This is a genomic window from Burkholderia sp. Bp8984 (assembly GCF_003853755.1).
Lineage (GTDB): Bacteria > Pseudomonadota > Gammaproteobacteria > Burkholderiales > Burkholderiaceae > Burkholderia.
In genome coordinates, this window is sequence record NZ_QTQN01000022.1 from 1 (window position 1) to 12,466 (window position 12,466).

General features: G+C 69.6%; 15 protein-coding genes. 2 read left to right on the top strand and 13 right to left on the bottom strand.

Annotated features, from left to right (window positions below; genetic code table 11):
- Window positions 1-581: GntR family transcriptional regulator (locus DID98_RS21765; protein ID WP_124571413.1), on the bottom strand; the 581-nt coding region annotated here is incomplete at its 3' end.
- Window positions 582-706: 125 nt separating this feature from the next.
- Between DID98_RS21765 and DID98_RS21770 the strand changes: the two genes are divergently transcribed.
- Window positions 707-1,594: a DMT family transporter gene (locus DID98_RS21770; RefSeq protein ID WP_124485338.1), complete on the top strand. Its 888-nt coding sequence runs from the start codon at window positions 707-709 to the stop codon at window positions 1,592-1,594.
- A gap of 67 nt (window positions 1,595-1,661) precedes the next feature.
- On the opposite strand, the gene DID98_RS21775 is transcribed toward DID98_RS21770, so the two are convergent.
- The 8 genes from DID98_RS21775 to DID98_RS21810 form a co-directional block, all read right to left on the bottom strand.
- On the bottom strand, window positions 1,662-2,279 hold the full coding sequence (locus DID98_RS21775) for a hypothetical protein (protein WP_044848965.1): 618 nt from the start codon (window positions 2,277-2,279) through the stop codon (window positions 1,662-1,664).
- A 70-nt stretch (window positions 2,280-2,349) separates the two neighbouring features.
- A complete protein-coding gene (locus tag DID98_RS21780; RefSeq protein WP_044848966.1) occupies window positions 2,350-2,967 on the bottom strand; it encodes a hypothetical protein in 618 nt (205 codons plus the stop codon).
- 111 nt (window positions 2,968-3,078) lie between these two features.
- Entirely contained in the window at window positions 3,079-3,699 is a 621-nt protein-coding gene (locus tag DID98_RS21785; RefSeq protein ID WP_124522395.1) for a hypothetical protein, read from the bottom strand.
- Complete coding sequence (locus tag DID98_RS21790) at window positions 3,696-4,238, bottom strand: hypothetical protein (protein WP_044848968.1); 543 nt, start codon at window positions 4,236-4,238, stop codon at window positions 3,696-3,698. Before DID98_RS21790 ends, DID98_RS21785 begins: the two co-directional genes overlap by 4 nt.
- A gap of 55 nt (window positions 4,239-4,293) precedes the next feature.
- Window positions 4,294-5,430, bottom strand: a complete 1,137-nt coding sequence (locus DID98_RS21795) for a poly(3-hydroxybutyrate) depolymerase (RefSeq protein WP_124522393.1) — start codon at window positions 5,428-5,430, stop codon at window positions 4,294-4,296.
- Between the two features lie 166 nt (window positions 5,431-5,596).
- Window positions 5,597-6,043 carry a lysozyme gene (locus tag DID98_RS21800; protein ID WP_124522391.1) on the bottom strand — a complete coding sequence of 149 codons (447 nt, stop codon included), beginning with the start codon at window positions 6,041-6,043 and terminating at the stop codon, window positions 5,597-5,599.
- Window positions 6,027-6,995: a DUF2589 domain-containing protein gene (locus tag DID98_RS36340; RefSeq protein WP_260426315.1), complete on the bottom strand. Its 969-nt coding sequence runs from the start codon at window positions 6,993-6,995 to the stop codon at window positions 6,027-6,029. Before DID98_RS36340 ends, DID98_RS21800 begins: the two co-directional genes overlap by 17 nt.
- 15 nt (window positions 6,996-7,010) lie before the next feature.
- On the bottom strand, window positions 7,011-7,703 hold the full coding sequence (locus tag DID98_RS21810; RefSeq protein WP_124485342.1) for a DUF2589 domain-containing protein: 693 nt from the start codon (window positions 7,701-7,703) through the stop codon (window positions 7,011-7,013).
- Window positions 7,704-7,986: 283 nt separating this feature from the next.
- Between DID98_RS21810 and DID98_RS21815 the strand changes: the two genes are divergently transcribed.
- Window positions 7,987-8,670: a response regulator transcription factor gene (locus DID98_RS21815; RefSeq protein WP_124522389.1), complete on the top strand. Its 684-nt coding sequence runs from the start codon at window positions 7,987-7,989 to the stop codon at window positions 8,668-8,670.
- Between the two features lie 101 nt (window positions 8,671-8,771).
- On the opposite strand, the gene DID98_RS21820 is transcribed toward DID98_RS21815, so the two are convergent.
- The 4 genes from DID98_RS21820 to DID98_RS21835 are packed head-to-tail and all read right to left on the bottom strand — an operon-like array spanning window position 8,772 to window position 12,286.
- Window positions 8,772-9,836 carry a hypothetical protein gene (locus tag DID98_RS21820; protein WP_124522387.1) on the bottom strand — a complete coding sequence of 355 codons (1,065 nt, stop codon included), beginning with the start codon at window positions 9,834-9,836 and terminating at the stop codon, window positions 8,772-8,774.
- A gap of 1 nt (window position 9,837) precedes the next feature.
- A complete protein-coding gene (locus tag DID98_RS21825; protein WP_124522385.1) occupies window positions 9,838-10,956 on the bottom strand; it encodes a hypothetical protein in 1,119 nt (372 codons plus the stop codon).
- Between the two features lie 59 nt (window positions 10,957-11,015).
- Window positions 11,016-11,657 carry a hypothetical protein gene (locus DID98_RS21830; RefSeq protein WP_124522383.1) on the bottom strand — a complete coding sequence of 214 codons (642 nt, stop codon included), beginning with the start codon at window positions 11,655-11,657 and terminating at the stop codon, window positions 11,016-11,018.
- 20 nt (window positions 11,658-11,677) lie between these two features.
- Window positions 11,678-12,286, bottom strand: coding sequence for a ribosome-inactivating family protein (locus DID98_RS21835; RefSeq protein WP_124522381.1), 609 nt, complete (start codon window positions 12,284-12,286; stop codon window positions 11,678-11,680).
- Window positions 12,287-12,466 lie beyond the last annotated feature (180 nt).

Below are 12,466 nucleotides of genomic sequence, written 5' to 3' on the forward strand. Positions count from 1 at the left end.
ACGAGATCGAGCGCGTGCGTGCCGCCGTCGGTCAGCATGATCTGCGCGGGCTCCGCATGAACGCCGTGCTGCGCGAGCCGCCATGCGAGCTGCTGGCGCAACGCGGGCAGCCCGAGCGGTGTCGCGTAGTCGGTCAGTGCGTCGGGTTCGTCGCGCGACACCGCACGCAGCGCACGTCGCAGGCTCTCGTCCGGCAGCCACGACGACGGCAGCCAGCCGCAACCGGGTTTCACCGAGCCGGGCGCCGCCTCGAGCGCCTGGCGCGACAGCCACAGCGGATCGAGTTCGCGATCGAGGCGCGGGCCGAGTTCGGCGAGCGCGAGCGGCGGCGCGTGGCCCGACACGTAGAAGCCAGAGCCGCGCCGTGCGACGAGCACGCCTTCGCTCGCGAGCCGCTCGTACGCATCGACGACGGTCGATTTCGACACGTGCAGCGCGTCGGCCATCATCCGGATCGACGGCACGCGCGCGCCGGGCATCAGCGCGCGACTCGCGATCCGCGCGCGCAGCGTGTCCATCACGGTTTCCACGCGCGTGCGCGACGGCGCGGGCGGAGCAGGGTCTTGCAGGGAACGGCTCATGGCGGGGGGAACTGTACGGCCGGTTGTCCAGTACAGTTTGTCAGAATTGTATTGGGCTGTAGCTTACGCGCTTTTCGCGGGCGGCGGATCATCGGTCATCCACCTTGTTCCGACCAGGATTTCCCGTGCAAAAGACGACCGACGGATGGCTCAGCGGCCTGCTGGGCGTGATCATCTTCAGTGGCTCGCTGCCCGCGACGCGCATCGCGGTGCAGGGGCTCGACCCGCTGTTCCTCACGTTCGCGCGCGCGACGATCGCCGGCGTGCTCGGCCTGATCCTGCTCGTCGCGCTGAAGCAGAAGCGGCCGACGCGTGTCGAGACCGCGTCGCTCATCGTCGTCGCGCTCGGGGTCGTGGTCGGTTTTCCGCTGCTGACCGCGCTCGCGCTCAAGCACGTGACGTCCGCGCATGCGATCGTGTTCGTCGGGCTGCTGCCGCTCGCGACCGCGCTGTTCGGCGTCTGGCGCGGCGGCGAACGGCCGCGGCTGCCGTTCTGGGTCTTCTCGCTGGTCGGCAGCGGCGCGGTGGCCGCGTTCGCGCTGCGCAACGGCGGTCGAGCGTCGGTGGCGGGCGATGCGCTGATGCTGGCCGCGATCGTCGCGTGCGGGCTCGGCTATGCGGAAGGCGCGCGACTGTCGCGCCAGCTCGGCGGCTGGCAGGTGATCTCGTGGGCGCTCGTGCTGTCGCTGCCGGTGATGCTGCCGCTCACGTGGTTCACGTGGCCCGCGACGTTCGACGGCGTCGACGCCGCCGCGCTGTGGGGGCTCGCATACGTGTCGCTGTTCAGCATGCTGATCGGCTTCGTGTTCTGGTATCGCGGCCTCGCGCTCGGCGGGATCGCGGGCGTCGGCCAGTTGCAGCTGCTGCAGCCGTTCTTCGGTTTCCTGCTCGCGGCCGGGCTGCTGCACGAGACGGTGCCGCCGTCGATGCTCGTCGTGACGGTCGTGGTCGTCGGCTGCGTGGCCGGGGCGAAGTATTTCTCGAAGATGGCGCCGGTGCGGCGCGCGGGCTGATTCACGCGCGGAGCGGTCGCGCGACGACGTGACGGGTGCCGCCCGTGCGCCGTCGCGCGTGCGCCGTTTACCCCATCACCACGTTCGCGAGCCGGAACTGGTACGCGGTCGCGGTCGTGCCGCCACCGCCGCCCGTCATCACGATGTCGGCGCTCTTGATGCCGAGCAGCGACAGTTCGGTGTTGATGTCGGACAGCACGGCCGAATTCATCACCGCGCCCTGTTCGATCTGCGACGCGGTGCCGATCCACAGCGTCGGCTTGAACTCGAACACGGCCTTCTGGCCCGGCACGATCCCCGTCTTGTGCGCGAGCAACCGGTTGTCCTTGAAGACCGACGCGGTGATCGCTCCCTGGCTCAGGTCGTTGCGCAGCTGGATCTCGCGCGACGTCGGGGCGGGGCCGGCGAGCGCGAGCACGTTGCCCGACGTCGAGCGCGACACGTTGAAGACCTGTCCATTGTCCGCGCGCTTTTGCGGCATGTAGTTGCCGTCGGCATCGCTCGCGGAGACGGTCGTCAACAACGGGAACACGAACGGATGGTTGTCGCCGCGCCCGCAGTTGGTGATGACCTTCCACGCGATCGCGAGCTCGTCGAAGTCCGTCGACACGTTCTTCTGGAAGATCACGATCTGGCTGTTGTTGACGTCGTTCGACAGGTTGACGAAGTTGAGATTGATGTCCATGAGTCACCTTGATTCGATTCGGATAACTGATTGAACGGGCGCCGGCCGTGCATCGCCGGCGCACGGACCGTTACGCCATCACCACGTTTTCCAGCCGGAACGTGAACGGCGTCGAGCGCGGGCCGGGGCCGCCGCCGGTCATCACGATGTCGGCGCTCGCGATGCCGAGCAGCGACAGTTCCGTGTTGATGTCGGAGATCACCGCGGAATTCATCAGCGCGCCCTGTTCGATCTGCGACGCGACACCGATCCAGATCGTCGGCTTGAACTGGAACACCGCCTTCTGGCCCGGCGCGACGGAGGTCTTGCGCGCGAGCGCGTTGCCGTCCTTGTAGATCGTCGCGTTGATCGCACCGGCCGGCAGGTCGTTGCGCACCTGCACCTCGGAGCTCGCGCCCGGGTCGCCGCCGAGCTGCAGCACGTCGCCCGAGCTGGAGCGCACGACCTGGAACACCTGGCCGTTCGCCGCGACCTGCTGCGGCATGTAGTTGCCCCAGCTGTCGCTCGCGCTCACGCTCATCGTCATCGGGAACTTGAACGGATGGTTGTCGCCCTGGCCGCAATTGCGGATCACCTTCCACGCGATCGCGAGTTCGTCGAAGTCGGTCGCCACGTTCTTCTGGAAGATCACGACGCTCGAGTTGTTGGCGTCGTTCGAGCGGTTGATCAGGTTCAGTTGGATATCCACGTCGTTGCTCCTTGAGTTTGAAAAAACGGCAGTCGGTCTGCCGCACACCTTTCCCGCCGGCCCGGCCGCGAAGCCGTGCCGTCAAGCCGGTTCAAGCCGTGTCGGGCGGCACTACGCGCGCACGATGTGTTCGAGCGCGAACGCGAACGGCTGCGCGTCGGTGCCGGTGCCGCCGCCCGTCATCACGATGTCGGCCGCGGCTACGCCCGCCAGCGGCAGCATCGTGTTCGCGCTCGACATCACCGCCGCGTGCAGTGCGCGGCTTTCCTGTATCTGCGACGCCACGCCGATCCACAGCGTCGGCGTGAAGCGGAACACCGCCTTCTGCCCGGGCGCGACCGCTTCCTTCACCGCGATCAGCCGGCCCGCGCTGAACGCGTTGACGTTCACGGCGCCGCGCCGCAGCCGATTGACGACTTCGATGTCGCCGCCCGGCGCGTCGGCCGGGTCGGGCACGAGCCGGCCGCGTCCGGTCGGCTGCGCGTCGATCACGAAGCGCACGCCGGCGGGCGCCGTGACGCGCGGCGAGAAGTTGCCGTGCTCGTCGCCGAGCGCGACGTCGATGTCGGTCGAGTAGTCGAACGGATGGAAGCAGTCGTGTCCGCAATAACGGATCACCTTCCACGCGATCGCGAACGTATCCAGATCGGGGATCACGTCGCGCTGGAACAGCACGACCTCGCTGTTGCCGCAGTCGTTCGAGCGGTTCACGAAGCGGAGCTTGATGTTCATGATGCTTGCTCCTCATCCGGCGTGCCGCGTTCGTCGCGCAGCGTGCGGTCGGCCCACTGCGCGAGCGCGGGCGCGACGCCGTTCGCGAGCGACGCGACGTGCAGCGCATGCGCACGCGCCTGCGCCTGCAGGTCGCCGGCGAAGCGCCCGAGCGCCATCGCGGCATCGGCCGGGCCGCGCGTGCGGCCGAGATCGTCGAGGTATTGCGCGGCCGCGTCGGCCATCGCGCCCGCGTGCTGGAGGTGGCTCTGCGTGAAGCGCGTCGCGAGATCCGCGTTCAGGGCCGCCAGCTCCTTGACCGCGGCGGCCGAACTGCCGAGCCCGAACCGTTCGAGCTGGCCGCGCCACAATGCGTCGGTCGCGGCCTGGCATGCATCCGTGTAGCGATGGCCGGCGAGCAGCGCGGTGTGCGCGAACGCGCGCCACGCGGGGCTGGCGGACGTGCCGCCGGTGCCGGTCGTCTGCGCGGCGAGCTTGCCGAACAGCTGGAGCGCGTCGGCGTGCGCGCGTTCCCATTGGGCGATGAACGTGGAGAACATGGCGATTCCTCGTGAAGAAGGGGCGATGACGGCGCGACGGCAGCCGCTACGCGGATTACCGACGCGCGGCGCCGAGGCGCTGCACCATTTGCATCACGGCGGCCATCTGCGGCGCGTCGCGGCGGTAGAAGCCGGGTTGGAGCGGATCGGTGCTCGTATAGCCCCAGAAATCCCAGCAGCCGAGCGGATTGACGGCCGATTTCTCGACCTGCGGATACAGCACGATCAGCCGGTTCGTGTCGGCGATCTCGTTGTAGCCGACGCCGCGAATCATCCGCTCGCCGACGGTCGCGACGTTCTGCACGCAGCCGTGGAACACCACGTGCACCGCGCAGGTCGCGCGTTCGCAATCGGCCGGCACGTACGCGTAGCCCGTATCGCCGAGCGACGCGCGGCGCTGCGGATCGAACGCGCGCTGGTCGAACGCCAGCAGCTTGCCGCCAGCCTGCGCGGCGGGCGCGTTGAGCGGCTTGTCGGGCGTGCCGTAGATCCAGCGTACGATGTCGTGCGCCTGTTGAAAGCCGCAGTTGTCGATATACGGGCTCGCGTTCGCACTGCATGTGTTGTCCTCGGGGCGGTTCGTGATGAACGCATGCCCGGCGTCCTGCGATTGGCGATACTGAAGGTTCGCGGCCGGAACCTGCGCGAGTGTGTAGAAGCGCGCGGTCTGGTCGACGACGCGCGTGAACACCACCGTATCCTTCGCCCCACTGAACACGTAGATGCGTTGGCCGCGCAGGTTGGCCGGATCGTCGATCTCGTCGCGCTGCGCGAACGTGCGCGCGGCGCGCCATGCGTCGGCCGCGGAGGGCGCGGGGCCGATCGGCTGCATGCACAGCGTGGTCGCGGCCACCGCCGGCGGGATCAGCGCGTTCGCGCCCGCGCAATAGAACGGCCCGCCCGCGACGATGCCCGCGCCGATCAGCCGGCTCGAGAACGCGACGTCGAACTGCGCGGCCATGAAGCCGCCGGACGACAGCCCCGACACCGACGTGCGCTGCAGGTCGGCGCCGTATGCGGGCAACGGATCGGCGGGGGCGGCGAGCGCGGCGTGCGGCGCGAGCGCAGCCAGGGCGGCAACGGCAACGGTGGCGGTGACGGCGGCGCAAGCGGCGCCCAGCGCGCGGCGCACTACGTGCGAGCGGGTGGTGCGGGGCAGCGTCGTGCGGCCGGGCGAGCGGGTGACGTTCATGCGGGGCTCCTGTCGTGACGAGTGGTGAATGGCAAGGGTTGTAACGGTACGGATGCAGCAAGACTTCAGCGACGGTTTCAGCTTACGGGCAGCCGACGCGCTGCGAAATGGCGCGAACGACACGCACGACGACCCGTGACGTTCGGCCGGTGCGGCGTCACGGCGCTCACGACAGAAACAGCGCGCGCTCGGCCTGGCGGCGCTTCGTGAGGCCAGCGAGCGGCTTGCCACCGGCCTTGTTCCAGACGAGGAACTGGTCGGCCGCCCGCGCGCTCGCGCCGGCGTTCAGGTAGCGCAGCAAGGTCGACGAGCGCAGCCGTCCGGCGCCGAGGTTGAAGACGAACGACATCAGCGCATCGAACTGCTGCTGCGTGACCGGCACGCGCAACAGCTTGCGCAGGTTCAGCTCGGCGCCGCGCAGGTCATGCCGCAGCAGCGCCTCCGCTTCGGCCGGCGTCAGCGGGCGCGTGAAGCGCTCGTTCGGCAGGATCAGGTGCCCGTAGCCGATCGTCGGCTTGCCGACCGCGTCGAGATAGCGTGCGAGCCGCAGCCCCTCGAACTGCTTGATCAGCGCGATGCCTTGCTCGCCGGTGCGTTCAGGCTGGTTCGCCATCGTCGTTCTCCTTGCTGCCCGGCCGTGCGCGCGGCACCAGGCGATGCGTGTATTCGTCGATCACGCGCATGATCGCTTCGGGCGGCGGCAGCGCCGCGAACTGCATTTCGATGTCGATGTGCTCGGTGTCGCGCTGCCGCGCACTGCCCGGCGCGGCGTCCTTCTTCTCCGAGCGCGGCGCGAACGTCACGTAGAAGCGGCCGCGCTGGTCGTCGTTGCCCGAGATGCCGCCGGCCGGCAGCGCCTCGGTGAAGTCGCCGCGCACGGTCAGGTGCACGACCATCCGGTCGAGCGCGAGCCCGCGCGGCGTGGCGAGCGCGACGAGCGGCACCGGCATCGTGTGCTCCGCGTCGAGTGCGACCGTGACCTCGCGCGGCGCGAGCAGGCCGTCGTCGCGCAGATCGAAGAACTGGTCGAGCACGGCGGTGTACTGGTGCGCGAGCAACTGGTTCGCGGCGGCGGCCGCGTGCTGCATCCCGCGTGCGATCTCGTCGAGCGCGATGCCGCGCGGCGGCGGGCGTTCGTCGTCGGCCGGGGCGCCGGGCGGTGGCGTGGGCGGCGCGGGTGGCGTAGGCGGCGTCGGCGTAGCGGGTGGTGTCGGCGGAGCGGGCGACACAGGCGCAGCGGGCGGCAAGCCGCCGGTCGATGCGCCGGCCGCGGCGGCCGGGGCGTCATTTACGCCCGACGCGGCGCCGGCCGGCCAGCCGGCGGCATCGGGCGTCGCGTGGCGCGCCGGATCGACACCTGCCGCCGCCGGCGCTGCGTCGCCCGTGCCGGCGACCGCGTCCGGGCCCGCGCCGGCGACCGCGCCGCTACGGCCTGCCACCGCCCCGGCCGCCGGCGGGACCGGCCCGTCCGGTTCCTGCCGGGCGGTGCCGCCACCCGGACGCGCATCCGCGTCGTCGTGCCCGCCGCCGCCCGCGCGACGCGACCGTCTGAAGAGCCTGAACATGGCCGGTCCGCGCGCTTACGCGTGCGCCGGCTGCTGGGCGCCCGCATCGGCTCCGGCCGGCGCGGCCGCCTTGCCGCCGGCACCCGACGCATCCCCGACCAGCTTGCCGTCGGTCGGCGTCGCCGGCAGCGGCTTCACGTCCTTCGCGTTGCCTTCGGTGACGACCGGCTTGGTCGCGGCCTCGGTCAGGAAGTCGATCACGCGCATCAGCGCTTCGGGCGGCGACTGGCGCTTCACCTGTGTATGGATCGAGTATTTCGCGCGCGTGTCGGTGCTGCGCGTCTGCTCCGCCTTGTGCGACACGCGCCCGGACACGCTGACGCTGATCGGCCCCCAGCCGAACTTCGCCTGGAATTCGCCGCCGGCTTCGGTCGACGACGACGACTTCTCCGACTGCGTGATCTCCATCTCGAAGTCGATCGTGCCTTCCTCGATCGCGATGATCGGATGGACGATCGCCGCGAGCAGCGGGATGCGCATCGTCTTCTGCACGACGCCTTTCGACACGCCGCTTTCGTCCACCAGCGTCTCGTCGTAGTCGAACTGGACGGCCACGGCCTTGCCTCCCTGGATGCAGACCTGCATCAGGAAATCCGCGTAGCTCTTTGCGGCCTGCGTCTGCGCGCTGATCATCGCCTTTAACGGGCCGGCGATCATTTGGTCCATGGGTAAAGCGTTAATCACCGAGCCAATGAAATTCGCGTCCATGAATAAACTCCTCTTCGTGTTGAAGACAACGGAAATTCGCTGTCGTTATTCACATTAGGAAATTGAAGACGTTTACCAAATATGACGTCCGTCACGTCCGGCGGCCCGGGCCGGCCCGCGGCGGGCATCGATACGCGCGGCGGGGCGCGGCGTGGACGAATTAGGCCATTCGTCACGGAGCGACGGGCCTAGTGCGCGGTGCGTAAAACAGCGGTAAAAAAAACGCCGGGTAGGGAAGCAAAAAATCCTAAACCGAGCATCCCGATTTCGAGGAAACCGCGCAATGAACGTTCTGATGATCGATAGCCCGCCGTTATTCGTCGCGGGCGTGGCGGACGTACTGTGTAAACGCGATGTCGACTGGCATGTGTGGTCGGCCCGCCGTCCCGAGGACGTCTTGCGCTTGCGCGACGCGTTGCTGCCCGGGACGGTCGAGGCGATCACGATCGAATGCGGCGAGCACGCCGCGCGGCCGAGCTGGCCGAGCGTACTGAACGAGACGTTCGCCGGCGCGCCGTGGCTGTGTGTGGTGGCCGCCGTGTGCCGCCGCACGATTGCCGATGCGCTGCTGGCGGGGGCGGCCGGCATCATCGACCGGCACGCGAGCGCGGACGAATTCGCGGATGCGCTCGGCCGCGTCGCGGCCGGCGCGATCTACGTGCCGCCGAACGACGGCGGCGCGACGCAGGCGCCCCCGGGCGGCGTGCCGGCCGGCGACGATCGCGCATTCGAGCGCCTCACGCCGCGCCAGCGCGAGGTGCTGCGGCTGCTGGCCGAAGGAAAGTCGAACAAGCAGATCTGCCGTGTACTGAATGTCGCGGAGGGCACGATCAAGAACCATCTGTACGCGTTGTTCCGCCAGATCGGCGTGAGCAACCGGACGGAGGCGGCGTTGTGGCTCGCGCGCCACGTGCCGTCCGAGCCGGCCGGTTTCACGTTCGCGCCGGCGTGCCATTCGCCCGGTTGATGCGTGAGACGGGCGCACCGATCGGGCCGGCACGCGAGCGTGCCGCGGGCGAAGGCGGGTTTCGCGCTGCGGCGGCAACGGTGCGCCCGCGCCGCGTCGCGCTACTGCCGGGGCGCGTCGGGCGGAAGCGGATCGTCCGCGGCCGACGGCGCGGGGTGGGCCGCGAGCATCGCGCGCGTGAATTCGGCGAGGCGCGCGCGGACGGCCTCGGCGGATGCCGCGCCGTCGAGCGACTGCTGCAGATCGAGCAGGTTGGCCGCCAGTTCGCCCTGCCACTGCGCGCGTTCGCTGGCGGCGCGCGCGCGATTCGCGGCGAGCGCCGCGCCGACGTCGGTCGAGCGGTCGCCCTGCACCAGCGTCTCGAGCGTCTCGACGAGCCTTTGCAGCACGCGATGCACGGCCGTCGCCGAGAAGCCGCCGAGCATCGCGAGCGCCGGCCGCCCGAAGTTGTGCATGCTGCCCTGCGCGAACAGCTGGGCCGGCAGCATCTGGACGATGATCAGGCCGGCGATCACGCCGAGAATCAGCCGCGCGCCATACGATGCGTCGTATTTCGGATCGTAGGTCGAGGCGGCGACGTAGTGGTGCGCCTGGAACAGCGTCGCGAACGACGCGCCGAGCCCCGCGCAGCACAGCAGGAAGGTGGTGTTCCACAGCAGCTGCACGCCGTTGGATTGCAGGAAGCCGCGCTCGATGTTCTCGCCCGACACATGCGGCGACAGGCTCGTCAGCACGACCGCGAGCAGGAAACCGAGCGCCGACCCGGTCAGCAGCCGGATCAGCGGCACCGGGCCGAGCCACGCGAACGGGTGCGCCTGGCGCCGGTGCATGTCGAGCAGCGTGACGGCCTGTGGCGTCGCGGGCGCGACGAGCGTCGCGAGCTTGCGGTGGATCGCCGCGAGCGCGTGCTGCTGCGCGGGCGCCAGCGGCGTGGTGGTCGACGCGCCCGGCGCCGGGTTGGCCGCCGGGTTGGACGAAGCGGCGGCCGCGATCAGCGCCGCGAGCCGCGCGACGAGTTCGGGCTCGATCGGCAGCCCGTGATGGAGCGCATAACGCGCCATCGCCTCGCATTCGTCGCACAGCTGCGCGGCGAGATCGTCCGGCGCGCGTGGCGGCTCCGGCAGCGCCGGCCGCGCGCGCCAGCGCCCGAAGCGGGGGGCGCCCATGTCACGGTGCGCCGTCCGCGTCCGGCACGTCCACGTCGAACGCGTGGATTGCGACGCGTTCGCGTTCCGCGCTCGACAGGTGGCGCACGCACGGCGCTTCGGCGACCCGCTGCCAGTGCGTCTGCGTGCGGTCGACCGCGAACACGACGACTTCCTTGTGGCGGCGGCCGTCGTTGTGCGCGATGTATTGCAGCGAGTCGGGCACGTCGAACGCGTCATCGGTCGGATTCACGCCGTACGACAGCACGAAGTCGAGCACGAGCGCGCCGTCGTCGAGATGCGGCGGCTTGACGTCGTTGCCGGGATACTCGCGCCATTCGAGGAAGTCGAGGCAGATGTCGATGCCGAACGGCGGCGCTTCGCCGAGCCGATTGTCGAAGCTGTCCGACAGGCGCGGGCCCTGATACGGCGACGACGGCGGCGCGTCGGCCGTCGCGCTTTGCGGCGACACGTCGCTCGTCTTCAGCACCTCGACCAGCGTGCCGTCGCCGAGCTGGAACGTGTGGGCGAGCGGCGTCTCGAGCGCATCGACCGAGTCGCCGTAGTCGATCCACGACGTATGCCGCTTCGGCCAGATCGCCGCGCGGCGCGTTCCGTCGTCGTCGCCGTCACCATCGCCCCCTTCGCCGCGCGCGAGCGGCGGCAGGAAATTGGTCGTCGCGAACGTGAAATTCAGCGACACGTACGGCCCGACGAACGCGCCGTCATCGGGCACGTCGGCCGCCGTCTCGTGCTTGACGAGCATCGCGACGGTACCGGGCAGGAACACGATCGGCCCGTACTGATCCACCGGAAAGCGATCGGCGACCGCGCCGATCGCGCGCCGCACGGGATCGAGCTGCAAGTCGACGATCGCATGGAGTTCGTCGACGTCGTTCAGCGCGTCCCAGGGCACGTTCCAGTAGAACTCGGGCGCGGTGACGAACGTGACGCGGCGTGCATCGTCGTCTTTCGCGTCGCGCCGCACGGCTTCGAACGCGCTCGACAGCGCACCGTTCAGGTGATTGAACAAGATCCCCTGCACGCGCGCTGCATACGCATCGAGCGCTTCGTCGGGCGCACGCAGGGGTTTGCAGTCGCATGAATAGCGCACGGAAACGATTCGGACTGGCTGTTTCATGATGGCTTCCTCTTCCTTGATGGTGGCGGCGCGGCGCTTCAGGCCGCACCGCCGCGGCTTCAAACGGACGTGATGTCGGTGATCCAGAACCACGGGTTCGCGTACGGCCCGTCGATGACCTTGGCGACGGTCTGTCCGGGCCCCGGATCGAGCGTGCCGGGCACCCAGGCTTCGTAGTGGATCGGTGAGAAGTACAGGCGGCCGAACACGTAGTCGAACGCGATGCGTGCGCGATTGCCGCCGCGGAACAGCGCATTCGTGCCGGCCGTGTATTCGACGTAGCCGGTCGTTTGCGCGCCGCCGCCGCGACCGTTCGAATTCGCCTTGAACGTGGCCGCATAGCGTTCGTACAGCTTCGCGCGCTCGGTGAGCCCGGCGAAGGGGTCCGTCGCCGTGCCGTAGATGAGGGTCGGCAGGTAGCGCGGCACGTTCTGGTGGATCTGCCGCATCGCGCCGAGCACGTCGCCGCCGATGTGGCGCCCGGGCGTGCCGCGATCGACGACGCGCGCAGACGTGGCGATTTCGGACATCAGCGCCCGCAACTCGGGCGGCGCGTCGAGCCGCGCGAACGGAATCACGTACATCGGCAGTGCGCAGCCGGTCTGCTGCTTGCCCGCGCGTGGCGTATCGCCGGCATTCGCGATCAGGCCCAGTACGAACGTTTCCCAGCGCAGCGACGCGTTGAAGTCGAGTCCAGACATGAGTGGCTCCTTCGCCGGCATCAGGCCGGCTCGCCGAGCGGGAAACCCTTCGCCGCCCAGTTGTTGAAGCAGGCCGTGCGATCGTCGTTCGGCGCGTAGGTCGCGAGCGTGCCGTCGAGCAGGCCGGCGATCGCATGCTCGGTGCGCGCGAAGCGCAGCGCCTCGGACAACGCGATCACGAGCCGTGTGAGATCGGGCTTGAACGGTGCGGGCTTCGATGCGTCCGCCGGCTTGAGTTTCGACAGCGTCCACACGGCCTGATGGAGGTTGCTCGGATTGATCGTCGGCAATGGATCGGTCGCGTAGCCGAGCCAGCCGTACGAACCGTCGCCGCCGAGCGCTGCCGCGCCGGCCGGCGTGCCGCCCGGAAACGGCCGGATGTCGAATACGAAGGTGCCGCCCTGGCTGACGAAGCCGAGCGTGTACAGCGACGCGTCGACGGCGGGGCCGTTCTTCGCGGCTTGCCACGCGAGGTTCAACAACAGCGACACGCGCGGCGCGCCGGTGTCGTCGCCGATCACGACGTCGACGGCTTGCCGCGTCGCGCGCGTGCCGTTCTGGCGGATCGCGTCGCGCAGCGCCGTGAGGTCGTCCTGGTAGTCACGGCCGGTGGTGAGTCGAAGTTGCACGATGTTCGCTCCTGCAGATAACCCGGCGTTGCTCGGCCGTCGAGACGGCGCGCGGGTCGAAGCGAATGCGCTGCCGTGCGGCCACTGTGCGTGGTGCGCGGCGGGCGAACAATGCGGCAGAAGTCATTGGCCGGGGTGTGACCGAACACCCGGGAAGCGGGTGTCGGAGTCGGTCGGCGC

What these genes read in the sequence shown, in the direction of transcription:
- DID98_RS21825 (WP_124522385.1), bottom strand. Translation starts at nt 10,956, where the DNA reads ATGAAACAGCCAGTCCGAATCGTTTCCGTGCGCTATTCATGCGACTGC.
- DID98_RS21800 (WP_124522391.1), bottom strand. Translation starts at nt 6,043, where the DNA reads ATGGCGAACCAGCCTGAACGCACCGGCGAGCAAGGCATCGCGCTGATC.
- DID98_RS36340 (WP_260426315.1), bottom strand. Translation starts at nt 6,995, where the DNA reads ATGTTCAGGCTCTTCAGACGGTCGCGTCGCGCGGGCGGCGGCGGGCAC.
- DID98_RS21795 (WP_124522393.1), bottom strand. Translation starts at nt 5,430, where the DNA reads ATGAACGTCACCCGCTCGCCCGGCCGCACGACGCTGCCCCGCACCACC.
- DID98_RS21785 (WP_124522395.1), bottom strand. Translation starts at nt 3,699, where the DNA reads ATGAACATCAAGCTCCGCTTCGTGAACCGCTCGAACGACTGCGGCAAC.
- DID98_RS21775 (WP_044848965.1), bottom strand. Translation starts at nt 2,279, where the DNA reads ATGGACATCAATCTCAACTTCGTCAACCTGTCGAACGACGTCAACAAC.
- DID98_RS21815 (WP_124522389.1), top strand. Translation starts at nt 7,987, where the DNA reads ATGAACGTTCTGATGATCGATAGCCCGCCGTTATTCGTCGCGGGCGTG.
- DID98_RS21820 (WP_124522387.1), bottom strand. Translation starts at nt 9,836, where the DNA reads ATGGGCGCCCCCCGCTTCGGGCGCTGGCGCGCGCGGCCGGCGCTGCCG.
- DID98_RS21830 (WP_124522383.1), bottom strand. Translation starts at nt 11,657, where the DNA reads ATGTCTGGACTCGACTTCAACGCGTCGCTGCGCTGGGAAACGTTCGTA.
- DID98_RS21790 (WP_044848968.1), bottom strand. Translation starts at nt 4,238, where the DNA reads ATGTTCTCCACGTTCATCGCCCAATGGGAACGCGCGCACGCCGACGCG.
- DID98_RS21810 (WP_124485342.1), bottom strand. Translation starts at nt 7,703, where the DNA reads ATGGACGCGAATTTCATTGGCTCGGTGATTAACGCTTTACCCATGGAC.